Origin of the sequence: Bacillus sp. AY3-1 (assembly GCF_008368785.1) — a bacterium.
In the GTDB taxonomy this organism is placed as follows: domain Bacteria; phylum Bacillota; class Bacilli; order Bacillales; family Bacillaceae_G; genus Bacillus_A; species Bacillus_A wiedmannii.
In genome coordinates, this window is sequence record NZ_QORZ01000011.1 from 1 (window position 1) to 26,019 (window position 26,019).

At 35.2% G+C, this 26,019-nt stretch carries 28 protein-coding genes, 5 tRNA genes and 4 riboswitches; of the genes, 30 read left to right on the forward strand and 3 right to left on the reverse strand.

From position 1 onward, the window contains the following. The first annotated feature begins 30 nt into the window (after positions 1-30). The 7 genes from DN389_RS07260 to DN389_RS07290 all read left to right on the forward strand — a co-directional run bounded on the left by DN389_RS07260 (position 31) and on the right by DN389_RS07290 (position 2,420). Positions 31-103: transfer RNA gene (locus tag DN389_RS07260), tRNA-Thr, on the forward strand. Between the two features lie 10 nt (positions 104-113). Continuing rightward, positions 114-189, forward strand: a tRNA-Trp gene (locus DN389_RS07265). 1 nt (position 190) lies between these two features. Next, positions 191-267 (forward strand) — tRNA-Ile (locus DN389_RS07270). 8 nt (positions 268-275) lie between these two features. Beyond that, positions 276-350, forward strand: a tRNA-Asn gene (locus tag DN389_RS07275). A 1-nt stretch (position 351) separates the two neighbouring features. Continuing rightward, positions 352-423 (forward strand) — tRNA-Glu (locus DN389_RS07280). A gap of 130 nt (positions 424-553) precedes the next feature. Continuing rightward, positions 554-973, forward strand: coding sequence for a CBS domain-containing protein (locus tag DN389_RS07285; protein WP_087985846.1), 420 nt, complete (start codon positions 554-556; stop codon positions 971-973). 295 nt (positions 974-1,268) lie between these two features. Next, positions 1,269-2,420, forward strand: coding sequence for a DUF3965 domain-containing protein (locus DN389_RS07290; RefSeq protein ID WP_149236976.1), 1,152 nt, complete (start codon positions 1,269-1,271; stop codon positions 2,418-2,420). Positions 2,421-2,648: 228 nt separating this feature from the next. Here the strand turns inward: DN389_RS07290 and DN389_RS07295 are convergent, their stop codons facing one another. Both DN389_RS07295 and DN389_RS07300 read right to left on the reverse strand, forming a co-directional pair. Next, positions 2,649-2,987 (reverse strand): hypothetical protein, encoded by a 339-nt coding sequence (locus tag DN389_RS07295; RefSeq protein ID WP_060487561.1) that lies wholly within the window; start codon positions 2,985-2,987, stop codon positions 2,649-2,651. A 5-nt stretch (positions 2,988-2,992) separates the two neighbouring features. Next, entirely contained in the window at positions 2,993-4,147 is a 1,155-nt protein-coding gene (locus tag DN389_RS07300) for an SH3 domain-containing protein (RefSeq protein WP_060487562.1), read from the reverse strand. A gap of 269 nt (positions 4,148-4,416) precedes the next feature. Further along, positions 4,417-4,528: riboswitch (TPP riboswitch) on the forward strand. 60 nt (positions 4,529-4,588) lie between these two features. After that, positions 4,589-4,691: riboswitch (TPP riboswitch) on the forward strand. Positions 4,692-4,773: 82 nt separating this feature from the next. On the opposite strand from DN389_RS07300, the gene tenA reads away from it, so the two are divergent. The 23 genes from tenA to kdpDN all read left to right on the forward strand — a co-directional run bounded on the left by tenA (position 4,774) and on the right by kdpDN (position 24,768). After that, positions 4,774-5,469, forward strand: a complete 696-nt coding sequence (gene tenA, locus DN389_RS07305; protein WP_000666832.1) for a thiaminase II — start codon at positions 4,774-4,776, stop codon at positions 5,467-5,469. Continuing rightward, positions 5,438-6,187, forward strand: a complete 750-nt coding sequence (locus DN389_RS07310; protein ID WP_098802953.1) for an ABC transporter ATP-binding protein — start codon at positions 5,438-5,440, stop codon at positions 6,185-6,187. The genes tenA and DN389_RS07310 overlap by 32 nt, the downstream gene beginning before the upstream one ends. Further along, on the forward strand, positions 6,187-6,939 hold the full coding sequence (locus tag DN389_RS07315; protein WP_098190555.1) for an ABC transporter permease: 753 nt from the start codon (positions 6,187-6,189) through the stop codon (positions 6,937-6,939). The genes DN389_RS07310 and DN389_RS07315 overlap by 1 nt, the downstream gene beginning before the upstream one ends. Beyond that, complete coding sequence (locus DN389_RS07320) at positions 6,936-7,937, forward strand: ABC transporter substrate-binding protein (protein ID WP_098190495.1); 1,002 nt, start codon at positions 6,936-6,938, stop codon at positions 7,935-7,937. Before DN389_RS07315 ends, DN389_RS07320 begins: the two co-directional genes overlap by 4 nt. A 10-nt stretch (positions 7,938-7,947) precedes the next feature. Continuing rightward, positions 7,948-8,568 carry a thiazole tautomerase TenI gene (gene tenI / locus DN389_RS07325; RefSeq protein WP_060487564.1) on the forward strand — a complete coding sequence of 207 codons (621 nt, stop codon included), beginning with the start codon at positions 7,948-7,950 and terminating at the stop codon, positions 8,566-8,568. Beyond that, on the forward strand, positions 8,561-9,670 hold the full coding sequence (gene thiO, locus DN389_RS07330) for a glycine oxidase ThiO (RefSeq protein WP_046960252.1): 1,110 nt from the start codon (positions 8,561-8,563) through the stop codon (positions 9,668-9,670). The genes tenI and thiO overlap by 8 nt, the downstream gene beginning before the upstream one ends. Before the next feature lie 15 nt (positions 9,671-9,685). Continuing rightward, the gene (gene thiS / locus DN389_RS07335; protein WP_001049512.1) at positions 9,686-9,889 is read left to right on the forward strand and encodes a sulfur carrier protein ThiS; all 204 of its coding nucleotides are present in this window, start codon (positions 9,686-9,688) and stop codon (positions 9,887-9,889) included. A 2-nt stretch (positions 9,890-9,891) separates the two neighbouring features. Beyond that, complete coding sequence (gene thiG, locus DN389_RS07340; RefSeq protein WP_149236977.1) at positions 9,892-10,662, forward strand: thiazole synthase; 771 nt, start codon at positions 9,892-9,894, stop codon at positions 10,660-10,662. Continuing rightward, positions 10,655-11,674: a thiazole biosynthesis adenylyltransferase ThiF gene (thiF, locus tag DN389_RS07345; protein ID WP_046960253.1), complete on the forward strand. Its 1,020-nt coding sequence runs from the start codon at positions 10,655-10,657 to the stop codon at positions 11,672-11,674. The genes thiG and thiF overlap by 8 nt, the downstream gene beginning before the upstream one ends. 6 nt (positions 11,675-11,680) lie before the next feature. Continuing rightward, positions 11,681-12,502 carry a bifunctional hydroxymethylpyrimidine kinase/phosphomethylpyrimidine kinase gene (gene thiD / locus DN389_RS07350; protein ID WP_142954018.1) on the forward strand — a complete coding sequence of 274 codons (822 nt, stop codon included), beginning with the start codon at positions 11,681-11,683 and terminating at the stop codon, positions 12,500-12,502. 621 nt (positions 12,503-13,123) lie between these two features. Continuing rightward, positions 13,124-13,465 (forward strand): hypothetical protein, encoded by a 342-nt coding sequence (locus tag DN389_RS07355; protein ID WP_088121320.1) that lies wholly within the window; start codon positions 13,124-13,126, stop codon positions 13,463-13,465. A 117-nt stretch (positions 13,466-13,582) separates the two neighbouring features. Further along, positions 13,583-14,569 (forward strand): ABC transporter permease, encoded by a 987-nt coding sequence (locus DN389_RS07360; RefSeq protein WP_088121321.1) that lies wholly within the window; start codon positions 13,583-13,585, stop codon positions 14,567-14,569. A gap of 4 nt (positions 14,570-14,573) precedes the next feature. Beyond that, positions 14,574-15,770: an ABC transporter permease gene (locus tag DN389_RS07365; protein WP_088121322.1), complete on the forward strand. Its 1,197-nt coding sequence runs from the start codon at positions 14,574-14,576 to the stop codon at positions 15,768-15,770. Further along, positions 15,771-16,433, forward strand: a complete 663-nt coding sequence (locus DN389_RS07370) for an ABC transporter ATP-binding protein (RefSeq protein ID WP_000571593.1) — start codon at positions 15,771-15,773, stop codon at positions 16,431-16,433. It begins immediately after the preceding gene. Between the two features lie 58 nt (positions 16,434-16,491). Next, on the forward strand, positions 16,492-17,067 hold the full coding sequence (lepB, locus tag DN389_RS07375; RefSeq protein ID WP_001230619.1) for a signal peptidase I: 576 nt from the start codon (positions 16,492-16,494) through the stop codon (positions 17,065-17,067). Positions 17,068-17,610: 543 nt separating this feature from the next. Next, positions 17,611-17,757: riboswitch (cyclic di-AMP (ydaO/yuaA leader) on the forward strand. 93 nt (positions 17,758-17,850) lie between these two features. Further along, the gene (locus DN389_RS07380) at positions 17,851-18,237 is read left to right on the forward strand and encodes a hypothetical protein (RefSeq protein WP_142306186.1); all 387 of its coding nucleotides are present in this window, start codon (positions 17,851-17,853) and stop codon (positions 18,235-18,237) included. A 15-nt stretch (positions 18,238-18,252) separates the two neighbouring features. Then, the gene (locus DN389_RS07385) at positions 18,253-18,483 is read left to right on the forward strand and encodes a hypothetical protein (RefSeq protein WP_097857501.1); all 231 of its coding nucleotides are present in this window, start codon (positions 18,253-18,255) and stop codon (positions 18,481-18,483) included. Between the two features lie 258 nt (positions 18,484-18,741). Next, positions 18,742-18,887: riboswitch (cyclic di-AMP (ydaO/yuaA leader) on the forward strand. Between the two features lie 99 nt (positions 18,888-18,986). Then, positions 18,987-19,091, forward strand: coding sequence for a hypothetical protein (locus tag DN389_RS07390; protein ID WP_088121324.1), 105 nt, complete (start codon positions 18,987-18,989; stop codon positions 19,089-19,091). Continuing rightward, on the forward strand, positions 19,088-19,168 hold the full coding sequence (kdpF, locus tag DN389_RS07395) for a K(+)-transporting ATPase subunit F (protein WP_000972378.1): 81 nt from the start codon (positions 19,088-19,090) through the stop codon (positions 19,166-19,168). Before DN389_RS07390 ends, kdpF begins: the two co-directional genes overlap by 4 nt. A 19-nt stretch (positions 19,169-19,187) precedes the next feature. Continuing rightward, on the forward strand, positions 19,188-20,855 hold the full coding sequence (gene kdpA / locus DN389_RS07400; RefSeq protein WP_098190501.1) for a potassium-transporting ATPase subunit KdpA: 1,668 nt from the start codon (positions 19,188-19,190) through the stop codon (positions 20,853-20,855). Positions 20,856-20,868: 13 nt separating this feature from the next. After that, positions 20,869-22,959 (forward strand): potassium-transporting ATPase subunit KdpB, encoded by a 2,091-nt coding sequence (kdpB, locus tag DN389_RS07405; protein ID WP_142343668.1) that lies wholly within the window; start codon positions 20,869-20,871, stop codon positions 22,957-22,959. 16 nt (positions 22,960-22,975) lie between these two features. Then, complete coding sequence (gene kdpC, locus DN389_RS07410) at positions 22,976-23,557, forward strand: K(+)-transporting ATPase subunit C (RefSeq protein ID WP_088082142.1); 582 nt, start codon at positions 22,976-22,978, stop codon at positions 23,555-23,557. A gap of 59 nt (positions 23,558-23,616) precedes the next feature. Beyond that, positions 23,617-24,768: a KdpD-like non-kinase potassium sensor gene (gene kdpDN / locus DN389_RS07415; protein WP_098190503.1), complete on the forward strand. Its 1,152-nt coding sequence runs from the start codon at positions 23,617-23,619 to the stop codon at positions 24,766-24,768. A gap of 22 nt (positions 24,769-24,790) precedes the next feature. Here kdpDN and DN389_RS07420 read toward each other — a convergent pair whose 3' ends face one another. Continuing rightward, positions 24,791-25,972 carry an MFS transporter gene (locus DN389_RS07420; protein WP_098190504.1) on the reverse strand — a complete coding sequence of 394 codons (1,182 nt, stop codon included), beginning with the start codon at positions 25,970-25,972 and terminating at the stop codon, positions 24,791-24,793. Positions 25,973-26,019: the final 47 nt, after the last annotated feature.

Consider the following 26,019-nt stretch of genomic DNA (forward strand, 5'->3'; position numbering starts at 1 on the left):
CGATTCCGTCCCGAGCCACCATTTTTTTATGCCGACTTAGCTCAATTGGTAGAGCAACTGACTTGTAATCAGTAGGTTGGGGGTTCAAGTCCTCTAGTCGGCATCCTTTAGGGGCATAGTTTAAAGGTAGAACTGAGGTCTCCAAAACCTCCAGTGTGGGTTCGATATAAATAAATCCTGCAATTTGTATGGGCCTATAGCTCAGCTGGTTAGAGCGCACGCCTGATAAGCGTGAGGTCGATGGTTCGAGTCCATTTAGGCCCACCATATATTATTCCGCAGTAGCTCAGTGGTAGAGCTATCGGCTGTTAACCGATCGGTCGTAGGTTCGAGTCCTACCTGCGGAGCCATGGCCCGTTGGTCAAGTGGTTAAGACACCGCCCTTTCACGGCGGTAACACGGGTTCGAATCCCGTACGGGTCATAAAAAAAAGAGTCAGCATATTGCTGACTCTTTTTTATTTTGTGGAATCCTCCTTTATCAACTGATTTTCCTGAAATAAATAAAGGGATTTAGGAAAAGCTATGGTATGTATAAAAAGGAGGAGACAAAAATGACACGAGTGAGAGACTTTATGAGTACTGATGTTGTACATTGTACACCGCTAGACAATGTATATGAAGCTGCTGTAAAGATGAAAGAAGAATCGATTGGATTGATTCCGGTTGTTGAAAATGAGCAAGTTGTTGGTCTTGTTACGGATCGAGATTTAGTTGTTCGAGGGATTGCTGAGAAACATCCTGGATCTAATAAAATTACAAATGTAATGACAACAAACATTGTTTCAGTTTCTCCAGATGAACCTATTGAAAAGGCTACAGAGTTAATGGCACAGTATCAAATTAGACGATTGCCAGTAGTTGAGAGTGGTCAACTCGTTGGGATGTTAGCACTAGGAGATTTAGCTATAAAAGAATCGGCAGATGATCAAGCGGGATTTGCTTTAAGTGAAATATCAGAGCATACGGAATGAAGTGAGACTTTAATTAGTGGAATAAGTTACGTATAAAAATCAGATACATTATTCTAGTATATAGGGTTAAGCTAATATGTTAGCATGATGTATCTGAGACATTATATAATAAATATATGGTTAGTAATTTCGACAGTTTTTTTTAAATTTGTCATTCTTAATTTTTAATAAGAGAAAAAATGATATACTGATAGATATAAGTATTATGAAAGATTTCGAATATAACAATATTCATCGTTAATGATGTAATAATGGATTAATATTTCCTATGTAGATAAAAGGGAAGGGGAATTATATGAGGGCTGTACAGCGCGATCCAAATTGGAATTTGGTTACAGATACATATATAGAACCAAATAATTTCGCTGAATTATTTTCTTTGCTTGTACCTTGTCATCCAAAAGGCGAAGGGAAAGAACGAACTATATTAGTGTGGAAAGAAAAAGAATTTTATAAAGAAGAAAATTTAGCGGCATTTATCGTATATGGAATGGATAAAGTAAAGAATTTGCCGCAGTTTCATAAAGATGAAATTCCAACTCTAGTACGTATTCTTCGCTTATGCCAAGAGATTGGTTGGTATGAAGAAGCAAATACGTTTATGATAACTCAAGGACTAGCTGAGTTTGTTCACACTTCATTGGAATATGAAACGTGGGATCTTTTGACACAAGCGGTTGCTTTAAACTATTTAATTATTAAATATCGTATTGGTGAATTGACTGATGGGGATGTAGAAATTTGGGATAGGGTTAAATTTAATGAGAAATGTATAACGGATTGTAAACATTTATTATCCCATAAAGAAGTATTAGAATTTACATTCTTTTATATGTGTAAGAGAGCTAAATCTCTATCAAAAGAGCAATTAAATAGTGATATGATGAGTCTAGCAATGTATTGTAATACTTTTGTATATGACTTATATACACATGACTTATTACGAAAATATCGTAAGTGTACAGACTTCCTATCATATTATGGACCTAGTCAAGCGGTGTTAGCTTGTCAAAGAGCTGTACTTTCTCAAATTTCAGATCGATTAGACCCATTGAAAACTACTCATGTAGATGATTATTTATATGTAATGAAAGAAATGATGGAGCATATGACGATAGGAATAATGGATCGATATGATCATTTTATCGGGAAGTTATTATCATATGTGCCATTTTTCGAAATGATTCAAGTTCCACAACATGCGTATTATTGTGAAGAATTATTGTATATTTGTAAGGGCATTGAATATAAAGAAGAAATATTACGCAATTATATATTTATACAATTACATGATTGTTTACCATCATTCTTTAAACTATTTCTTAAAAATAAGCGTTATGCAACAATTCATGATATTCTGTTCTATTGGTGTGATGATGAACAAAGAATGAGCTTAGAGAAAAAATATAATCTTAGCTTTATTTATGAAAAATATGCTTGCGGATAAAGAGCATTTTCTATATAAATTAAAAAGGATCTCAAGTTTATGTGAGATCCTTTTTTTATTAGTAAAGCAAGGAGAACGCAATTAAGACGAGAAATAACATTCCATAAAGGAGAAATTGTGCCGTATTACTTCCTTGTATACCAAAAAAAGTATTTATTTTTGTGTATAAATTCAATATATATTTTATCGGATTATCTTTGAAAGATCGGTACACAGTGTCTCCTCTTTCTAAGCTTCTTGTTCGTGTTTTTTGGTATTAGGGACATGAATGTATCTAGCTATGAATAATAAAACAGCCATAAAGAATACAGGAAACACGGTAGATAAATAAAAACCATTACTAATAATATTTGTTATTAGGGCACTTAATAGAAAGATGGCATTATATATATGGGCAATTTTTTGTTTTAGTTGTACTTGAAAGGATTCCATCATAATTTCTAAAGCCACAAAAGCAATGATAATAGATAAAAATACAGTGTTTGTATTGTAAATGATTAAACAACAGATTAAAGCTAAAAAGGCTAAGTATTCAATTAAGAGAGGTATATTGATATTGCGTTGCATACAATTTACCTAACTAAATATGGCAGTGGGTTTACTGCATTTGTTTTTTCAAAATTCCATTCTCCATTGTGTAACTCAAAATGAAGATGTTGCCCGTATGAATGACCTGTGTTGCCCATATGACCTACTAATTGTCCAGCTTGTACTTGATCACCAGCTTGTACAGTGCGATCTTTCATGTGAGCATAGACTGTCGTATATAATTTCCCGTTTATTTGATGGGCGATGAACACAACATTGCCATAGCTAGCTGAATAATATGATTTTACAACTTTACCTGCAGCCGCCGCCTGGATAGAGACATTACCTTGAGCTGCAATATCTATACCATAATGCATTTGTTCCCAGCGTATATCAAAGGTTGAGCTAATTCTTCCTTGAGTAGGGAATTTGAAAACTGCTGGAATGGAAGTAGGTTGAGCCGTTTGAGCTTGTGATTGATTTTGCATCACATAATGTTTTGCTACGTATCCGTATCCTGTGCCAAAACGAATTTTATACCAAGTTCCTACAGTTTCCACTACTTGTATTTGTGTACCATTTTGTAATGAACCAAGTAGTGCACTACTTGTACTAGCGTTGCCACGTACATTAAGTTTAGGTGTTGCAACTGTGTATTTCGTATTATTTTGAACTGTGATGCCTTTTACTAAAGGCTGTGAACCATTAGATACGAATGCTTTTTGTACGTAACCTGTTTTGCCATTATGTAAAATTTTATACCACTCGCCTTGTTCTTCTTGAATGGTAACGAATTTTCCATTTGGTAATACATCTAAAATTGAAGATTCTAAATTAGGTTCAGAACGAACGTTTAATGCATTGGCATTAACGATGTATTGATTATTAGATTGAAGTTTGTTTTTTAGTAGAATAGCATCTTTTTGTACGTAACCTACTTTATTATTAACAGATACTTTATACCAGCCATTAGTTGTTTCAAGTATGTTTACTTTCGTATTAAAGCGAATTGTATCAATTGATGAGCTATTTGCGTTATCTTTTGTATGTAAGGCTACTTGATCGACTTTGACATATCCAGTTTTCACATTAGATAATTGTTCAGCCTTGGCTGTTTGTACATTTGTTTCTCCCATAGAAGGAAGTAAAGAGGCAATTGCGACAGTAGTTGCTGTTAAAGCAGTAGCTTTCATATTCATATAATAGAGACCTCCTCTAGTTGTATAGTTGTAATTTTATTATAGTATAAAGATATAATATAGTGGGTGTATTCACATAAATGTAATATGAAATCAATATAAAAATAAATTTTTTGAGGATAATGATTCCTTTTTATCCAATTAATTAGGATAATAATTTCTAACATAGAATATAAGTATTATATAGTTTTGTTATTTTATTGACAATTGAGAAAATTAAAATATTTGATGATGTCTTATTACGGTGTTATACTGACAGTGTTAATTTCATAGTTTGCTAGGAGAGCTGGTGTTGCCAGCTGAGAGTAGGCCGTAAGCCTTTGATCCTTTTCATTACCTGATCTAGATTATGCTAGCGTAGGGAAGCAATACGGACACTAATAATGAGTCCCCGTTTCTTTGCGTATAGAAATGGGGCTTTTTTGTTTGAAAATTTCATATTGAAACCACTAGGGGTGCTTGTTGTGCTGAGAGAGGAATAATCCTTAACCCTTACAGACCTGATCTAGGTAATACTAGCGAAGGGAAGTGGAGCAACGAATAAATTATAATTTTATTTGCTGTAACCACTTCTTATTTAGAAGTGGTTTTTTATTTAGATATATAAATTGAAAGGGGATAGAGAAATGAAATTTTGCGATAGATTATTAGAAACTGTACAACCAGTTTGGGAGATGAGTCATAATCACCCGTTTGTAGTAGGTATGGGAGATGGCACGTTAGAAAAAGATAAGTTTCAGTATTATATTATTCAAGATTATTTATATTTGTTAGATTATGCAAAGCTATATGCGATTGGTGTTGTAAAAGCAACGAATCCACAAGTAATGGGGAAATTTGCTGAACAAATTGATGGCATATTAAATGGAGAAATGACAATCCATAAACAATATGCAAAAAGACTTGGTATTTCTATAGAGGAGATAGAATCTGCAAAACCATCTGCTAAAAATTTAGCCTATACAAATTACATGATGTCTGTATCTCAAAATGGCACACTTGCGGAATTAATAGCAGCACTTCTTCCATGTATGTGGAGCTACTGGGAAATTGGAAAGCGTTTAAACGATATTCCTGGAGCAAGAGATCATGAGTTCTTTGGTGAGTGGATTCAAGGATATAGTTCGGAAGAATACGGTAGCCTTTGTATTTGGTTAATCGATTTATTAAATGAAATGGCAGTTGGAAAGTCTGACAAAGAGCTAGATCGATTAGAGGAGATATTCCTATATTCCAGTCGATTTGAATATTTATTCTGGGATATGTCCTATCGTAAGGAGATGTGGGGATTTGAGGAGCAAGAACATACTACAGTTTCATAATGTTTCTTTTCATTATGATGAGAAACCAATCATCAATGAATTAAATGCTTCTATACAAGATAAAGAGTTTGTAAGTATTATCGGACCGAGTGGATGCGGCAAAAGTACTCTATTTCGCCTTATTACAGGTTTAGAAGAAGCAAGTACGGGACAGATAGAGCTGACAGAAATAAAGAGCCATCCTGTAGGATATATGCCTCAAAAAGATATGCTCCTGCCATGGAGAACGATTATTGAGAATGCTGCCCTACCGCTAGAGTGCCAAGGTGTACAGAAGAAAGAAGCACAAATAAAGGTAAAGGAACTGTTACATAAATTTGGCTTACAAGGGTATGAGACAAAATATCCGAAAGATTTATCTGGTGGTATGAGACAACGCGTATCTTTTATTCGAACTTTATTAACAGGCGGGGAGATATTGTTGTTAGATGAACCGTTTAGCGCGTTGGACGCTTTAACGAAGGCATCTTTGCAAGAATGGCTATTTGAACAATGGAAAGAGTGGGAAAAAACAATTTTATTTATCACTCATGATGTGGAAGAAGCGTTGTTTCTTTCTAATCGAATTTTAGTAGTAGAGCAGCAACCGATAACTACTTTAACCGAGAGGGTCGTACCACTTGATCATAATCGAACAAGAAAAGATTTATATAAGCCTGAAGTGTTAGCGCTTAAAGATGAGCTTCTTAGTATGTTACAAAGGCAGGTACTCGTATGATGAACCGGTTGAAGGAGCTATTACCTGTCCTTACACTTACTAGTATTTTACTTGCCTTTTGGGAAGTAGGCGCAAGAATCGTAGACGAAATGTACATTTTACCGTCACCGTCTGCAATTGTGATGAAGATCTGGAAACTAAAAGATATATTATTTACGGTTCATTTGCCGGCAACCTTATCCGTCGTTTTAATAGGGGTGGCTATTTCTATCGTACTTGGGGTAGGGCTAGCGATGTTAATGAATGCGAGTAATTGGATGGAGAGAGCATTTTATCCACTATTAGTTGCCTCACAAACGATTCCGATTACAGCGCTTGCTCCGCTCTTTGTTTTATGGTTTGGATATACGATCTGGAGTAAGGTTGTTGTTACGGTTTTAATTACGTTTTTCCCAATTGCGGTCAATACGTATGATGGACTACGCAGTACGAAAAAAGAATGGGAGGAGCTATTAGTTACGTATGGGGCAACGAAAAAAGATGTTTTTCTTAAATTAAAATTGCCGTCTGCTCTTCCTTATTTTTTCTCAGCTTTAAAAATTGCAGTTCCGCTTAGTGTAATTGGGGCAGCAATCGGTGAATGGCTCGGTGCACAAGCTGGGCTTGGATATTTCAGTAAAAGAATGATGACGCAGTTAGACGGAGCAGGTGTATTTGCACCCATTGTATTGTTATCATTATTAGCTATTTTCTTCGTCATACTTATATCAGTATTAGAAAAGAAATTTATTAGTTGGAGGAAGTATTCATGAAATTTTTAAAACGCATCTTTGTGTTTACATTATTAGTTGCAATGATTACTGGATGTTCTAGTAATTCAGCGTCAGATAAGGGTAAAAAGGAAAAAGAAATAACGGTCATGCTTGATTGGTACCCAAATGCGGTACATAGCTTTATTTATGCAGCAATTGAAAAAGGCTATTTTAAAGAAGAAGGAGTAAAGGTGAGTATAAAATTCCCTTCTAATCCGACTGATCCATTAACTTTAGCAGCTGCAGGAAAAGTAACGGTTGGCTTATATTATCAGCCAGATGTTGTCATTGCAAAAGCAAATGAACAAATTCCAGTGAAATCAATTGGAGCTGTCGTACGTTCACCATTAAATCATGTTGTATCGCTGAAATCAGCAGGCATTCAATCGCCAAAAGATTTAGAGGGGAAAACAGTTGGATATTCTGGAACACCTTTAAGTGAGATGTATTTAAAAACGATGGTAAAAGAAGCTGGTGGTAATCCAGATACAGTGAAAGTAGTCGATGTTGGCTTTGATTTAGTACCAGCATTAATTACGAAGAAAGTGGATGCGGTAACAGGGGCATACATTAACCATGAAGTACCTGTTATGCGTCATGAAGGTCATGAACCAGCATACTTTAATCCAGCCGATTACGGTGTACCGAATTATCATGAGCTTGTATTTGTAACAGGTGATAAAACGTTGAAAAAAGATAAAGAAGCGTTGCAAGCCTTCTTACGTGGTACGAAAAAAGGCTATGATTTCATGAAGAAAAATCCGGATGAAGCATTAAATATTTTATTAAATCATCAAGAAAAAGAAAACTTCCCGCTTGTACCAGAAGTTGAAAAAGAAAGTATGAAAATTTTATTAGAGAAGATGGAAACGAAAGATGAGCCATTCTTATCGGATTCAAAAGAGTCATGGGAGAAACAAAATAAATGGCTGAAAGATAAAGGAATGACGAAAGAAATCATTCCGGCTGAGGAATTATTCGAAAACATTTTAAAGTAGGCGAATGAATATGAAAAATGAGCTTCATGTAATCTCAAATGGTCACATGTCATTCGAAGAGTTAGTGAATGTAGCGATGCAAATTGAAAGTGAGATTGATTATTTGCATATTCGTGAACGTGAGAAAAGTACGAAGGAATTGTATGAAGGTGTGGAAAGTCTTTTGAAGAAAGGTTTTCCGGCATCGAAAATAGTGATAAATGATCGAATTGATATTGCTATTTTATTAAACATTCCGCGCGTGCAGCTAGGATATCGAAGCGCAGATGTAAGGTCAGTGAAAGAAAAGTTTTCTTATTTGCATGTCGGTTATTCTGTGCATTCCTTAGAAGAGGCAATCGATGCATTTAAGAATGGAGCGGATTCACTCGTCTATGGTCATGTATTTCCGACAGATTGTAAAAAAGGTGTGCCAGCGAGAGGGCTTGAAGAAGTTTTAGACATTGCAAAGTGTTTATCCATACCGATTACAGCAATTGGAGGAATCACCACGGAAAACACAGGGGATGTTCTTACTAACGGTGTCAGTGGTATTGCTGTTATGTCTGGGATTATAAGTAGTAGTAATCCATATAGCAAAGCAAAATCTTATAAGGAATCAATAAGAAAGTGGGCGGAAAAACATGTGTAAGAAGTATGATGTAGCGATTATTGGCGGAGGTGTAATTGGTAGTTCAGTTGCACATTTTCTAGCAGAAAGAGGACATAAAGTAGCGATTGTAGAGAAGCAAAGAATTGCATCTGAAGCCTCGAAAGCAGCCGCTGGTTTACTTGGGGTTCAGGCAGAATGGGATGCGTATGACCCACTATTTGAACTTGCTAGAGAAAGCCGTGCTATATTTCCACAACTTGCAGAAGTTTTACGTGAAAAAACAGGCATCGATATTGGGTATGAAGAGAAAGGCATTTATCGCATTGCCCAAAATGAAGATGAGAAGGAAAGAATTCTTCACATTATGGATTGGCAGCAGAAAACAGGTGAAGATTCTTATTTTCTAACAGGCGACCTTTTACGAGAGAAAGAGCCGTTTCTATCTGAGTCAATTATAGGTGCTGTATATTATCCAAAAGACGGTCATGTTATTGCACCAGAGCTTACGAAAGCATTCGCACATTCCGCATCATTCTCGGGTGCTGATATATATGAACAGACAGAAGTGTTTGATATTCGTATTGAAAATAATAAAGTGACTGGGATTGTTACAAGCGAAGGTATTATCGCGTGCGAGAAGGTTGTGATTGCGGGTGGTTCATGGAGCACGAAGTTACTAGGTTATTTTCACCGCGAATGGGGTACATATCCAGTTAAAGGAGAAGTAGTAGCGGTAAGAAGTAGAAAACCACTTTTAAAGGCGCCTATTTTCCAAGAAAGATTTTACATTGCCCCAAAGCGTGGTGGACGTTACGTAATTGGAGCAACGATGAAGCCTCATACGTTTAATAAAACAGTGCAACCAGAAAGTATTACTTCTATATTAGAGCGTGCTTATACAATATTGCCAGCTTTAAAAGAAGCAGAGTGGGAAAGCACATGGGCAGGATTAAGGCCACAATCAAATCACGAAGCTCCTTATATGGGAGAGCATGAAGAAATAAAAGGTTTATATGCTTGTACTGGACATTATCGAAATGGCATTTTATTAAGCCCGGTTTCTGGTCAGTATATGGCTGATTTAATAGAAGGAAAGCAGGAGAATCACTTGCTAGATTCATTGCTTTCTAAACCGGTTTAGAAAGGGGATGGAAGTTTGAATTTAAAAATTAATGGTAATCAAATGGAAGTGCCAGAGAGTGTAAAAACAGTGGCTGAGCTACTTACACATTTAGAGTTAGATAACAGAATTGTAGTAGTAGAGCGTAATAAAGATATTTTACAAAAAGATGATCATACAGATACATCTGTTTTTGATGGAGACCAAATTGAGATTGTAACTTTCGTAGGAGGCGGTTGATTATGTTAAACATTGGACCATTTTCATTTCATTCTAGACTTTTATTAGGAACAGGGAAATTCCCTGATTTTGATGTACAGCAAAAGGCAATTGATGTATCTGAGGCTGAGGTTTTAACGTTCGCAGTACGTCGTATGGATATATTTGATGCAAAGCAGCCTAATTTATTAGAGAAACTTGATGTGAAAAAATATAAGTTATTACCGAATACAGCTGGAGCAAAAAATGCTGAAGAAGCTGTTCGTATTGCAAAATTAGCAAAAGCTTCGGGGCTTTGCGATATGATCAAAGTAGAAGTTATTGGTGATGATAGAACGTTATTACCTGATCCAGTAGAAACGTTAAAGGCATCTGAAATGTTACTAGAAGAAGGATTTATCGTTCTTCCGTATACATCTGATGATGTTGTATTAGCACGTAAATTACAAGAACTAGGTGTGCATGCAATTATGCCAGGAGCATCACCAATCGGTTCAGGGCTTGGTATTGTAAATCCATTAAATTTAAGTTTCATTATTGAACAAGCGACAGTGCCAGTTGTCGTTGACGCTGGTATTGGTAGCCCGGCTGATGCGGCATTTACGATGGAATTAGGAGCGGATGGTGTGTTATTAAATACGGCTGTATCGGGAGCAAAAGATCCAATAAAAATGGCACAAGCAATGAAATTAAGTATTGAAGCAGGACGATTAGGATTTGAAGCGGGGCGTATTGCACGTAAACGTTGTGCAACAGCAAGCAGTCCTTTAGAAGGAATGAGCGTAGTTGAATAATCGATATTCTCGCCAAGAATTATTTTCTCCAATTGGAGAAGAGGGGCAACGAAAGATAAGAGAAAAGCATGTACTCATTATCGGTGCAGGTGCATTAGGTAGTGCAAATGCAGAGATGTTTGTAAGAGCAGGTGTTGGCACAGTAACGATTGTTGACCGAGATTATGTCGATTGGAGTAATTTACAAAGGCAACAATTGTACGCAGAGAGTGATGTAGAAAATAATCTTCCGAAGGCTGTAGCGGCAAAAAAACGTCTAGCAGAGATCAATCGTGAAGTAAGAGTAGAGGCTCTCGTTCAAGATGTAACAGCTGAGGAATTAGAAGAGCTTGTTACAAACGTAGATGTAATGATTGATGCAACTGATAATTTCGAAACACGTTTTATTGTGAATGATATAGCGCAAAAACATTCTATTCCATGGATTTACGGAGCATGTGTAGGGAGTTACGGCCTTTCTTACACAATTCTTCCTAGTAAAACGCCATGTTTATCTTGTTTATTACAATCGATTCCGCTTGGCGGGGCGACATGTGATACAGCGGGCATTATATCACCTGCTGTATCTCTCGTCGTTTCTCATCAAGTAACGGAAGCTCTTAAATTGTTAGTGGAAGATTATGAATCACTTCGAGATGGACTTGTGTCGTTTGATGTGTGGAAGAATGAATATTCATGTATGAATGTGCAAAAGCTTCGTAAGCATAATTGTCCTTCGTGCGGAGAGAATGCGATATACCCGTATTTAAATAAAGAAAACACATCGAAAACAGCAGTTTTATGCGGGAGAAATACAGTTCAAATTAGACCACCTCATAAAGAAGAAATGGATTTTGAACGATATAAAGAGCTGCTGAAAGATCGCGTAAATGATTTAAATGTAAATCCATATTTATTATCATTTTCAGTTGAAGAAAAGAGATTAGTTGCTTTCAAAGATGGACGTGTACTCGTACATGGAACGAAAGATATAAGTGAAGCAAAAACAATTTATCATCGCTATTTTGGATAGAAAAGGATGAGTGGGATGAAAGTAAATAAAGCTTTAACAATTGCAGGATCTGATAGTGGAGGCGGTGCCGGCATTCAAGCAGATTTAAAAACCTTCCAAGAGCTTGGTGTGTATGGGATGACGGCTATTACGGCAATTACTGCTCAAAATACGCTTGGCGTTCAAGGGGTATATCCAGTTCCGTTAGAAGGTATTACGGAACAGCTGAATTCAATTGGTACGGATTTAACACCAGATGCTGTGAAACTAGGAATGTTATTTAGCAGTGAAATTATTCAAATTGTAGCAGAATATATTAATAAATTTGGGTGGAATAATATTGTACTAGATCCTGTTATGATTGCTAAGGGTGGTACATCATTATTACAACAAGAAGCAGTACAAGCATTAAAGGAATATTTATTACCAGTAGCAACAGTTGTAACGCCGAATGTTCCTGAAGCAGAAGTGTTAACTGGGATGGAAATTCATAATGTTGAAGATAGTAAGGAAGCTGCGAAAGTACTGCATGAATTAGGTGCGAAATACGTGCTTATGAAGGGCGGCCATGCAGAGTATCAAGGTAATGAAGTAATTGATTTACTCTTTGATGGGAAAACGTTTATCGAATTTAGAAGTGAACGAATTCCTTCAAAGCAAACGCACGGAAGCGGGTGTACATTTGCTTCAGCGGTTACAGCAGGACTTGCGAAAGGATACTCGATTGAACAGGCAGTTCAAGAAGCTAAACGATTTATTAGTATAGCAATTGAAGAGCCTTTGAATATTGGAAGTGGTCATGGGCCGACGAATCATTTTGCATATAAGTTGAGTATAACAAAAGCATAAAGAAATGAATTTTGAAGACAATTAAATCCTCTATCCCTTATATTTTCTAAGAGGATGGAGGGCTTGTTTTTTTCGAGGAGAAAATAGAAATAGCAGTAAAATATAACATTTTAATAAAAAAATAGTGAAAGAATATATTGTTTTAAGCAAGGCTGAATTCATAGAACATAGATTATTCTTGAACGAAGCAAATAGATGAGACGAATATTTTCACTGCTACATTTATAAAATTGAAAAGTCTTTTATAAACACTAATAATTTGTACGTACTCCTTCATATTACTATCTGATAATTACTCCACAGTTCCCCCTCGGAAACTATTTTATATATTTCATATCAACTGCCTGCCTTGTTCGATAATCTAAAAAACACTAATATAGGTAAAAAAGGATGCTATTTAAAATAATAGTAAAAAATGTAATTTATTCCTTTACTTTTAAAATATGTTAATTTATTATTAAGTTGTTGCGGATTTTATTATCAATTTAGATTATTTAGAACAAATGATTATATTTGACTAGTATTTTCTCTGGGATTATTGGTGAAGTATAATTTATAACTATTAATCTATATGTAATACTAATAAAACGTAATGATAAAATTATTGAATGGGGGTTTATCATGAAAATGAAAAAAATGAAGACATTTATTGTTGGTGCGGCGGCGTTAGGGATTATAGGTACTGGTGCTGTTTCAGCACAAGCAATGGGACTACAGCATATTTCTATGGGTTCTGGTGCCACTGTTTACATTCAAGGGTTTAACGAAGTTGGTCACAAAGGTACTGGTGCTTATGGTACAAACAAAAATAAAGTAGTGACGGGTGTTAAAGTAACTTTAAAAGAAGGCAGTTTTAATGAGTCAGCTAACAATTATGCCAAGAGAGGAGGATGGACAAAGAAATTATCAAAAGTCAATAATCCATTCAACACGGCTTATACAAACTATAGTTGGAGATACTAGTTTAGTCTTTTACAAAACTATTTCTAACAGTATGTACATTACTGTTAGAAATAGTTTCATTTATAAAGAATAACTTTATTATTAAACATGATAAAGACGTGAAGGATAATGAGTATAATGTCTAAAATAATGAAAAAATCATGGTTACCTCTTTTTTTTACATTCATTGTATTTGGGACTATTGCTGGCGGAATTTCGATGATTTTATCTGTAGAAGAACAGATGTCAAATAATATTAATAAAAATACGTATCGGATTTCTATTAACCAAAATGAAGTAGAAACAAATTTTACAAACCAAGACTTACTATCATGGTTAAATAAACAACGTGGCAATTTTACATTTTATAAGAATATACCGCAAGAAGCTAGTCGATTAAGCTTTTCAAATGAAAATACTTTTATGTATAGCGTGGAGAAGGGAAAAGCTTATATTAATGTTTGGAACAAAGATGATCAAGTTGTTAAAAATGGTAAAAAGTACTTTTACTTTGATGGTAGGGAGTATGAAGTAATTGGCTATATTGATACTTTTACTAATGTAGTAGCGAATCTTGAGTCGTCGTTAGAAGCAACCCCAAAAGAATCAATAAAGGGAGAGTATTTCTTGGATGCAGGAGGAAATAGTGAGTCCCTTATACAGGATTTATTAACTACTATACAAGAAACAGATAATACAATTACAATTTCTTATGAAAAGGTTAAGCAAACATGGATAAATAATCTATTAAACCAAAAATATGCGCTTTTTATATTTCTTGGAACTAGTGCGATGCTATTTGTATCAGGATTTACTATCGTGCTTTCATGGGTAGAAAAATATAAGCGTGAGATGTTTGTTAGGCGATTATCAGGTGCGGGAGAAACAAGTTTATTATTAAGAGTTTATACTAATATGCTAGTTATTCGAGTAATAGGGATCATAATTGGAAGCTCGATAACATTTCTGATTACTGATGTTTTAAACCTATTACCGTATAATACTGTATTTCGTTTGGAATCAATCGTTGTAGGTATCATACTATTCTTTCTTATGGATATATTTTACACGTTCCCGATGTTGTTTATCAATCAAAGGAAACAATTAATCAAGATAATGAGGTAGGAAGATGTCAACTCAATTAAAATATGCTCTTGAAGATATTTGGAGGAAAAAGCTTTATTTTATTTTGTTTTTTACTCAGATTATGATTATCACATTGTTAATTACGGAATGTTTCTCTTTAATGTATAAAAAGCAAGATGCGTTTAACTATTTATCTAAGACATTTAATATTTCTAATGTTTATTATGTATCACTTGCAGAAAAAGAAAAGTATGTAGGTGGCGAATATGAAGAAAGTATTATGAAAGATTTATATACATATGTCAATGAAAATGAGAAGTATACAATTTTTTCTGATATTGAAGATTATATAGAAATAAAGGGTATTCCACAAAATTCTCTTTCCGTTGAAATAGAGCAAGGACAAACTAAGGTTCAAGCCTATAAAAGTTTAGCTATTTCACATAGTTTTATAGATGTTTTTGATTTAGCTTTATCAAAGGGAGAATTTTTTGATTCCGATTGGGAGTATACAAGTAACGAGAGTATACCAGTTGTACTGGGGCATTCTTATCAAAAGTTTATGAATATCAATGATGAGTTTGTTAATATAGATAATTTAAAGTATAAGGTGGTTGGTTTTTTACAAGAAGGACAAAGTTTCGTTGATATATCATCCGGCAAAGGTGTTATAGAGCTGGATGACACGGTATTAATACCAATGGATGTTACAAAATTTGATGATATGTATGTGAATGGAAATTATGCATATGAAACCTATCTTGAAAATGCAACAATTATAACAAAGAATAAAAATGATATAACAGAACTTAGAAATATTACAGAAAAATCACGACTATATAATTATAACTTCAATAATGTAGGTGGCGTCTCAAAGTATATGGAGATGTCTACCAAAAAATCTGTAGGTGTATTTTTGTTTATATCAATATGGGTAATTATTTTTGCCTTTTCATTAGTTATTATTAATACATTAGAATTTGTTAGAAAAAATTTAAGAGAATTTAGTATTCATATTTTTTGTGGTGGAAACAGATCGGATATTGCATTAAGGATTTTTTTACAAATATTTATTGTTTGGATCCTTGCTTCTATTATTTCTGTGCTAGTATCCAATCAACCTTTCATAGTATTAGGGGTTTCAGGAGCGATTTTATTTCTTTGTTTAATAACATGTATTCCTAGCTTTATTAAACTTTTTAGTTTACAGATAAGTGACATATTAAGGAGAAAAGAATAAATGATTGAGCTGAATAATATTTCAAAAGTTTATAATAAATCGAAGGCCAATGAAGTGAAAGTTCTTCAAAATATTGACTTGAAAATAGAAAAAAGTAGTATGTTAGCGATTATGGGTCCATCAGGTTCAGGGAAATCTACATTGTTGAATATACTTGGTTGCTTAGATATCCCGAGTATGGGTACTTATAAGTTGTATAATCAAGAATTGCAATCTTTAAATCGAAGGAAATTAGCTACTATACGAAATGAGCACTTTGGTTTTGTTGTACAAGATTTTGCACTTATTGAGGACTACACTGTTATGAAAAATGTTGAAATTCCAATTCTATATAGTAAGGACAAAACTAATAAAAAAGAAAGAGTGCTATCAATACTTGAAAGGCTTGGTATGAAGGAAAAGGCATCTGAATATGCATATAATTTATCAGGTGGACAACGGCAACGTGTGGCAATTGCCCGAGCATTGATTAACAATCCAGATATTATTCTAGCTGATGAACCAACTGGAGCATTGGATCAAAGAACAGGTCAGCAAGTTTTAGATATTTTTAAAAGTATACATCAAGAACAGAAAAAAACTATTTTAATTGTAACCCATGATGATAGGGTTGCGAAACAGTGTGATGGAATAATAAATATAGTAGATGGAAAGGTTTACTAAAAAATATTGAATTGAAAATTTTTTATAGGTTTTTCAAAGGTGGAAGGGATGGTAGATAATGAGGAAAAATGAGCCATATGAATCTAAAAAAAGAATACAAGGAAGTTGGATTCTACCCTTAATAATAGTTATATTGATTCTCTTGCTACGCCACTTTATGTTTACTCCTGTAGTAGTTGAGGGAAGCTCAATGATGTCAACTCTTCAGGACGGAGATAGAATGGTAGCGAATAAAATTGGATACAAATTAAATGGTCTAGAACGATTTGATATTTCTGTATTCAAGCATAAAGATGGAACGAATTATATAAAGCGTATTATAGGCCTTCCAGGGGATTATATTGAATATAAAAATGACCAGCTATATATAAATGGTAAAAAATATAGTGAGGCTTATTTGGAAAGTCAAAAGAAAGATTTGGAAAGGGAGGAGTTACTTACTGATGACTTTAATATAAAAACATTGCCATCAACTCTTAGTCCTATAGTTCCAGAGGGGCATTATTTTGTATTAGGAGACAATCGCCGTGGTAGTAAAGATAGTCGCGATATTGGTTTTATACCGGCAAATAATATTATTGGAAAAGCAAATGTTGTTTATTGGCCTTTGAATGAGATGAAGATTGTTAAATAAAAAACATGGGTTAATGAATTGGATGATAAGTTACATTATAGGCTAACGGCTATCGTAGGATTAAGAAAATAAATAAAATCAGTTTGTTTACCTATTGTAATTCTCTTGCTACACTTGCAAAAAAATTAAAGGAAGAATATTTTTGAGTTTTTTTGCAAGTGTAGTTTAGATTGTGAGTATATAATATTCTTGAAGTTATATATTATATCGTTATAATAAAATACGATATATTTAGAGGCGGATATTACCTTACGTGCAGAATTTTTGTAAGTTGCATTCGCGGGATAAATTTTGAAAGAAAGAGAGAGTAAATGTTAAGTACACCTAAGATAGGTGCTTATATACATTTGCTTTTTTGTATGTAAAATATCATTTCTGTGAAAAAAGAAATGATAAGAAAACAGATGAAAGGGTATTAAAAATACATATTATAAGCGTTTAAATAATGAGATGTTTTCTTATTCTAGGTAATTTACCTCTTTACAAGTGAAATATAGAGGCGTATATTTACTCTCATAAATCATTCTTGAAAATTTTCAAAAAATCCTAAAATCGCTGAATTCCAGAAATGGAGCGGAGGAACCAATTTGTGCAGTGTCACTCGGGGTGAATCTTTCAATTTTGAAAGTAGGGCTACTCTCAAAGCCCGAATCCGACAGCTAACTTCGTAAGCGTCTTGAGAGAGGACGGTGCCATGATGGATACATCACTTCATCGATCTGATTAGTATAGGGGAATATCAATCTATGTTTGAGTTCTTTTATGCTAAGGAGGATGAGGTACATGGAATTAACACTTATTTGTGTTGGGGAAGAAAGCAAGGTAAATAGTTTAAGAGATTTAGTAGCGTTTCAACATGAGTTAATTATTTTTACAGCAAATGAAGAGATAGCTGCTGAAGTTAGGAATTGTGGGTTTGATTGGACTTATAGCTGTAGTAAGGCGCAAGATTTTACTAGTATTTGTGAGTGTATTAAGAAGGTGATTTTACTAGGGGATGAGCTTCCAATCATTAGTTTCTTCACAGAACACATGCGCTTTTCTTTTCAAGCACCTATTACTGTTGTTACAAGGAATAAACGATATCCAGCGAGGCTCTATGAAACAATTGGGGCTACATTTGTCGTGTTTACGAATTGTAATAATATTTCTTTTTTATTTTTTGAATAGGGCGGGGGAAAAAAGATGAAGGTGTTGTTACTAGGAGATATAGCGAATCGTTGGGCGGTATCAGTAGAGCGAGTTCAAGAATTGGTGGTGCTTGATCCTATTTTTCCAAGGCCCTATATCATATTGCCATCGAAAGAAGCTTTATATTTAAAAACAGATGTTATCGAATATGAGCAGCTATATGCAGAATTGTCACAAGTTTATATTCGCGGGAGAAATTTGCGCGCGTTTTTGCGTGGAGAATAAATAGTGAAAAAAAGAGCGAATGCTGAGTGCAACAAGCTATGCACTTCATGTCATTCGCTCTTTTTATTTCGTATTTAAAAGATCATTTCTGTGAAAAAGAAAGAAAAGACGAGAAAACAGATGAAATCATATTAATAACACTCAATGTAAGCGTTTAAATAGATGGATATTCTCTTATTTTCAGTAATTTGGCTCTTTACAAGTTAAATATAGAGGAGTATATTTACTCTCATAAATCATTCATAAAATTTCCAAAAAAACCTAAAATCGCTGAGTTCCAGAAATGGAGCGGGGGAACCAATTTTGTGCATCGTCACTTGGGGTGAATCTTTCAGTTTTGAAAGTAGGGCTACTCTTTAGGCCCGAATCCGACAGCTAACCTCGTAAGCGTTTAGAGAGGAGGTTTACTTTTTGTTGTTCATTTTTTGAACACTGAGTAGAGCTCAGTGTTCTTTTTTAATATTTTAATGGTAAATTTTAACAATTAGAAATGAGGGATAGCTATGTTAGATGTTGTAATGATCGGGATTTTTGTTGTGTTAGTTGCATCAATGGTAAGTCTTACAAGTTGGTCAGATAAAGTTGTGAAAGAAGGGAAGCAATCATGATGATTGCCTTATCGGTTATTGTTGCAGCAATTACGGTGTACTTAGTGTATGCATTATTAAATCCGGAAAAGTTTTAATTAGGGGGAATCATTCATTATGATTTGGGTTGCAGTCGTTATTACAATGCTATTGTTTATTGTTGTGGCAAAGCCAATGGGGATTTATTTAGAGAAAGCCTTTCAAGGTAGTAAAAAGTTAGATAAAGTATTCGGGCCTTTTGAAAAACTTATTTTTAAAATTACGGGTGTAAAAGAATACAATCAAACGTGGAAACAGTACGCATTGTCATTAGTTTTATTAAATGGATTTATGATTGTTGTCGTATATTTCATTTTCAGACTACAAGGAGTATTGCCATTAAATCCAGCACACATTGAAGGGATGGAGCCTACGCTTGCTTTTAATACAGCGATTAGTTTTATGGCTGATACAAACTTACAGCATTATAGCGGTGAAAATGGTTTATCTTATTTATCACAATTAATCGGAATTACATTTTTAATGTTTGCAGCACCAGCAACGACTTTAGCACTTGTAATGGCGTTTATAAGAGGGCTTGCTGGGAAGGAACTCGGTAACTTTTTCTTTGATTTTACGAGAGCACTAACGAGAGTATTTCTTCCTATCGCATTTATTGCGGCACTAGTCTTTGTCACACTTGGTGTACCACAAACGTTAGACGGGGCCGTTACAGCACAAACAATCGATGGAGCAAAGCAAAGTATATTACGTGGGCCTGTTGCATCATTCGTGTCCATTAAGGAACTCGGAAATAACGGCGGTGGATTTTTCGGAGCAAACTCTACACATCCTTTCGAAAATCCAGGGCAAATGAGTAATATTTTACAAATGATGCTTATGATGTTATTGCCAACAGCACTTCCATTTACGTACGGACGAATGGTAGGAAATAAAAAACAAGGTCGTATCCTTTTCGTATCACTATTCATGGTGTTTTTACTAGGGTTTATAACGATTACTACATCTGAATTACATGGGAATCCAGCGTTAAATGGAATGGGCATCGAACATGTACAAGGGAGTACAGAAGGAAAAGAAGTACGATTTGGAACAGTATTTTCTTCCCTATACGCAACAGTGACGACAGCTGCTGAAACAGGAGCCGTTAATACGATGCATGATACGTTAACACCAATTGGCGGGTTAGTACCACTCGTAAATATGATGTTAAATACAGTGTATGGGGGCGTTGGGGCAGGTTTTGTGAACATTATTATGTATGCGATTATCGCAGTCTTTATATCTGGATTGATGGTTGGACGGACACCCGAGTTTTTAGGTAAGAAAATTGAAGGCAAGGAAATGAAATTAATTGCGGTAACGATACTATTTCATCCACTGCTTATTTTAGGATTTTCAGCATTAGCTCTTTCAACAAGTTTAGGAACGGATGCCATTTCTCATTCTAGTTTCCACGGTTTAACGCAAGTGGTATATGAATACACATCGTCAGCTGCGAATAACGGATCTGGATTTGAAGGGTTAGCGGATAATACACCATTTTGGAATATTACAACTGGCTTAGTTATGTTTTTAGGGCGCTATTTCAGTTTAATTACGATGTTAGCTGTTGCAGCTTCGTTGAAAGAGAAGACGGTAGTGCCAGAAACAGTCGGAACGTTTCGTACAGATAATAGTTTATTTGGAGGTATCTTCATAGGAACGATTGTAATTGTCGGTGCGTTAACATTTTTCCCGATGTTAGTACTTGGCCCAATTGCAGAATTTCTTACATTGAAGTAATGGAGGGTAAATGATGAGACCGGTAGTAGTAAAAGAAAAACAAGTAAATCAGTCACAAATACATGCTGTAGAAGATGAAGTTAGACAAGCGAAAACGATGGATCGTGATATCGTGACACATGCGATAAAACAATCCTTTGCGAAATTGAATCTGAAAGTCATGATAAAGAATCCGATTATGTTCGTTGTAGAAATTGGATTTATCATTACGTTCATTTTATCGTTTCTTCCAAGTCATTCTAGTAGTGTACCAGGATGGTTTAATATAACAGTTTCTCTCATTCTATTATTTACAGTTTTATTTGCTAACTTTGCAGAAGCGTTAGCGGAAGGACGGGGGAAAGCGCAAGCCGATTCTTTAAAACAGTCGAAGAAAGATGTGTTTGCAAATGTTGTAAAAGAAAATGGAGACATTGTTCAAGTTTCAGCAACTGATCTGAGAAAAGATGACGTTGTTATTGTAAAACAAGGAGAAATGATTCCGAGTGATGGGGAAGTAATTAAAGGATTAGCGTCTGTTGATGAATCTGCGATTACAGGGGAATCAGCTCCTGTAATAAAAGAAGCGGGCGGCGATTTTTGTTCCGTAACAGGCGGGACGATGGTCGTAAGTGATGAGATTACAATTGTCATTACGAGTAATCCTGGTGAATCATTTATTGATAAAATGATTTCGTTAGTAGAAGGAGCTGCTCGTCAAAAAACGCCGAATGAGATTGCTTTAAATACAGTATTAACGAGTTTAACGCTTATTTTCTTAATCGTTGTTGTGACGTTGCCGATTTTTACAAACTATTTAGGGTTTCAAATTGATACAGCTGTACTTGTAGCGTTGTTAGTTTGTTTAATTCCAACGACAATTGGTGGTTTATTATCAGCAATTGGTATTGCCGGGATGGACCGCGTGACAAAGTTCAATGTGTTAGCGATGTCGGGTAAAGCAGTAGAAGCTGCGGGTGATATTAATACAATCATTTTAGATAAAACAGGTACGATTACTTTCGGGAACCGAATGGCACATACATTGCTTCCTGTAGGAAATGAGACGATTGAGCAAGTAGGGAAATGGGCTGCGATTAGTTCAGTCTTAGATGAAACACCAGAAGGTCGATCAGTTATAGAATATGTAAAAATGAAATCTATATCATATAATCGAGAAATTGCAGAACAAGGTGAGTTTGTTCCGTTTAAAGCAGAAACGAGAATGAGTGGTGTTGATTTACAGGACGGAACGAAAGTGAGAAAAGGTGCTGTAGGTAGCGTAATTGAATGGGTTAGGTCACAAGGTGGAACGATTCCGAAAGATGTAAATCAAAAAGCAGATTCCATTTCCAAAGAGGGTGGGACACCACTTGTAGTTGCAGTGGGTAATCGTATTTACGGTTTAATTTATTTAAAGGATACAGTAAAGCCAGGTATGCGTGAGCGTTTTGAACAATTGCGCCAAATGGGGATTAAAACGGTTATGTGTACAGGTGATAACCCGTTAACAGCAGCAACGATTGCAAAAGAAGCAGGAGTAGATGAATTTGTTGCTGAGTGTAAGCCAGAAGATAAAATTGCGGTTATTAAAGCAGAGCAAGATAAAGGGAAACTTGTAGCGATGACAGGTGATGGTACAAATGATGCGCCGGCATTAGCGCAGGCTGACGTTGGATTAGCAATGAATAGTGGTACGACAGCTGCGAAAGAAGCAGCGAATATGATTGATTTAGATTCGAACCCGACAAAAATTATTGAGGTTGTAGGGATTGGTAAGCAATTGTTAATGACGCGCGGTGCGTTAACGACGTTTAGTATTGCGAACGATATTGCAAAATATTTTGCAATCATTCCAGCAATGTTTACACTTGCAATTCCGCAAATGGAAGCATTAAACATTATGAAACTAACATCACCACTGTCAGCGATTTTATCAGCATTAATATTTAATGCAGTTATTATTCCATTACTCATTCCATTGGCGATGAAAGGTATCGCATATAAACCGATGAGTTCGAATGCACTACTTAGCCGAAACCTACTTATTTATGGACTTGGCGGGGTTATTGTACCGTTCATTGGAATTAAAGTAATTGATATAATTGTCGGCTTGTTCATATAAGGAAGAGGGGAAAAAGATGGCGAAGAAACAAAGTATACTATCACCGATTGTCCGTATTACTTTTACATTTATAGTGTTGTGCGGCCTTGTATACCCGCTTATTGTTACTGGTATTGCACAAGCAGTAATGAAGGATAATGCGGATGGAAGTCTAATATATAATGATAAAAATGAAGTGATTGGTTCTAAATTAATCGGTCAAAATTTCACGGATCCACGTTATTTTCATGGACGTGTTTCTAGTATTGAATATAAGGCAGAAGCATCTGGTTCAAATAACTATGCACCGTCTAATCCAGATTTAGAGAAGCGAGTAGAGAAAAGTATTGAAGAATTGAAGAAACAAAACCCAACTGTTCCGGTAACAGAAGTGCCGATTGATCTAGTGACGAATTCAGGTTCAGGGCTTGATCCTGATATTAGTCCGAAGGCAGCTTCTGTACAGGTAGAGCGTATCTCGAAAATAACGAAAATTCCGAAAGAAACGTTAGATCAATTGATTAAAGATCAAACGGAAGGTGCGGCACTTGGCTTATTTGGAGAGAACCGCGTAAACGTTTTAAAGTTAAATTTAGAATTGCAGAAACTACTGAAATAGTAACAGTGCTACCTCAATCTAACGGATTGAGGTAGTGTTGTTTCGAAAGAAAGGTTGCGATTGTTTTGTATGCAGATGACTATAAACCGACGTTTCAAAGACGAACGCCAGAGGAATATTTAGAATATATTCGTCAGCAAAACCGCGGGAAGTTAAAGCTATATGTAGGAGCAGCTCCAGGAGTAGGGAAAAGTTATAAAATGCTACTTGATGCTAGAGAGATGAAAAAGGACGGTATGGATATTGTAATTGGTTTAATTGAAACACACGGGAGAAAAGAGACGGAAGACGCAATTGCTGATTTAGAAAAGGTTCCTTTAAAAGAAATAGATTATAAAGAGAAAGTATTTTATGAACTCGATGTGGAAGGAATTATAAAACGTGCACCGCAAGTAGTTGTTGTGGATGAACTTGCGCATAGTAATATTCCTGGATCTAAAAATAAGAAACGTTATATGGACGTACAGGAATTGCTAGATGCTGGTATATCCGTATTATCAGCGTTTAATATTCAACATTTAGAAAGCGTACATGACATTGTAGCTCAAATTACGAATGTTAAAGTGCGAGAACGTATTCCAGATTTTATTTTACAAAAAGCAAATGAAATTCAGCTCGTTGATGCAACGCCGGAAGTATTAAGGAAGAGATTAATAGACGGAAAGATATATAAGGAAGAAAAAATAGAGCAAAGCTTACAAAATTTCTTTACACTTAATAATTTAGGGGCACTAAGAGAATTATCGCTTCGTGAAGTGGCAGATGATATGGACGAGAAAATTAGTCAAACCGTTATAGAACCGATTGGTGTAAAAGAAAAAATTCTCGTTTGTGTACAATACAGTTCAACAGCAGAGAAATTAATAAGACGGGGATGGCGCATGGCGGATCGGTTAAACGCTGAATTGTATGTATTAAATGTTGAAAGAGAAAATATAGAGTCCCTTTCAGCAGGGAAAAAGCAAACGATTGAAGAGTGGAAGTTGCTAACGAATCAATTTGATGCGAGTTTTGTTTTAGAAGAGGCAAAAGGAAGAAAGCCAGCGGATGTTATTATTGAAGTCGCGAAAAGACTACAAGTAACACAAATTTTACTCGGGCAATCGGCAAGAACACGTTGGGAAGAAATACGAAAAGGTTCAATTGTAAATGAAATTATGAGAGAAACGAAGTATATTGATATTCATATCGTTGCAGATCAAAGAGTTTAGAATAGAGACCATCTATAGGTCTCTATTTTGCTTTTTGTACAGCCTGAAAACGTAGCATTTTCATTGCGCATAAAATGATAAATAGAAATGTAATTGCACCTAGGAAGAAAATCCAAAAGTAATTTTGATTAAATACAAGAAATCCACCTACAAGTGGCCCTGTGCCCATACCGAGATAGCGGATGAAGTTGTACATACCGATGGCTGTTGCGCGTTCTTGTACGAATTCCTCCGTTAATAAAGTAGTGTGAGTTGGCATAGAAAGTCCCATACTAAAACCGTATAAAGATGTAACGATAATGATGAATGAGATATTGATGCTATATGTGAAAGAGAATAAAGTGACACATATAATATTGAAGAAACTAGTGATGAATAAAGCTGGCTTTGTCGTGAGGCGTTTTTGCAAAAACTTGTAGCAATAACTTCCTAACATGATGGAAAGGGACATTGGTACAAATATAAGACCAATTTTACTTATAGTTAAGTGAAATAAATTTGTTAAAATACTCGGTAAAAAAACGAGGAAGCAAAAGTAAATACAAAATTGAATAAAGCCAATAAGAGTAATAGAAAATCCAGTTTTATTTTTTAAGATAAACGAGTACTTCTTTTTTGCTTGCGGTTGCTTAATTACAGTTGGTTTTGTTTCTGGAAGTAGTGAAATGTTTATAATTAATAAGAGAATGCCAAGTGTAGATAAAAACAGAAATACGGATACGTGGCCATTTATACTGCCGAGATAACCACCAATGAGAGGGCCAATCGCAGGTGCGAGAGCAAGTAACATTTGATAAAGGCTCATTGCTTCTCCACGTTCTTTTCCTTCAAATAAATCGCCTATAATTGTTGCCGCGACTACAGGTATAGCCGCTATTCCTATAGCTTGAATAGCCCTAAAAAATAGAAATAAATAAATGTTCGCCGAAAAAGCACATCCGATTGAACCAATTGTACTAATGATTAAACTAGGGATAAGGATAGATTTTCTCCCTTTTGTATCAATTAAAGGTCCATATATGAGCTGCATAATTGCAAGAACGAATGTGAAAAGTGAAACTGTTAAATTTATAAGATAAAGAGAAGTGTGAAAAGAATCTTGAATCATAGGCAAAATAGGTGTGTAAATATTTTGAGCGAAGGAACCGAGTAAGGCACTCATACAGACAACGTATAAAATGAAATGTAGTTTGGATTTTTCCATTATGTTAACCTCCTTGTAATTTAGTTTCCTTGGAAACTAAATTTATT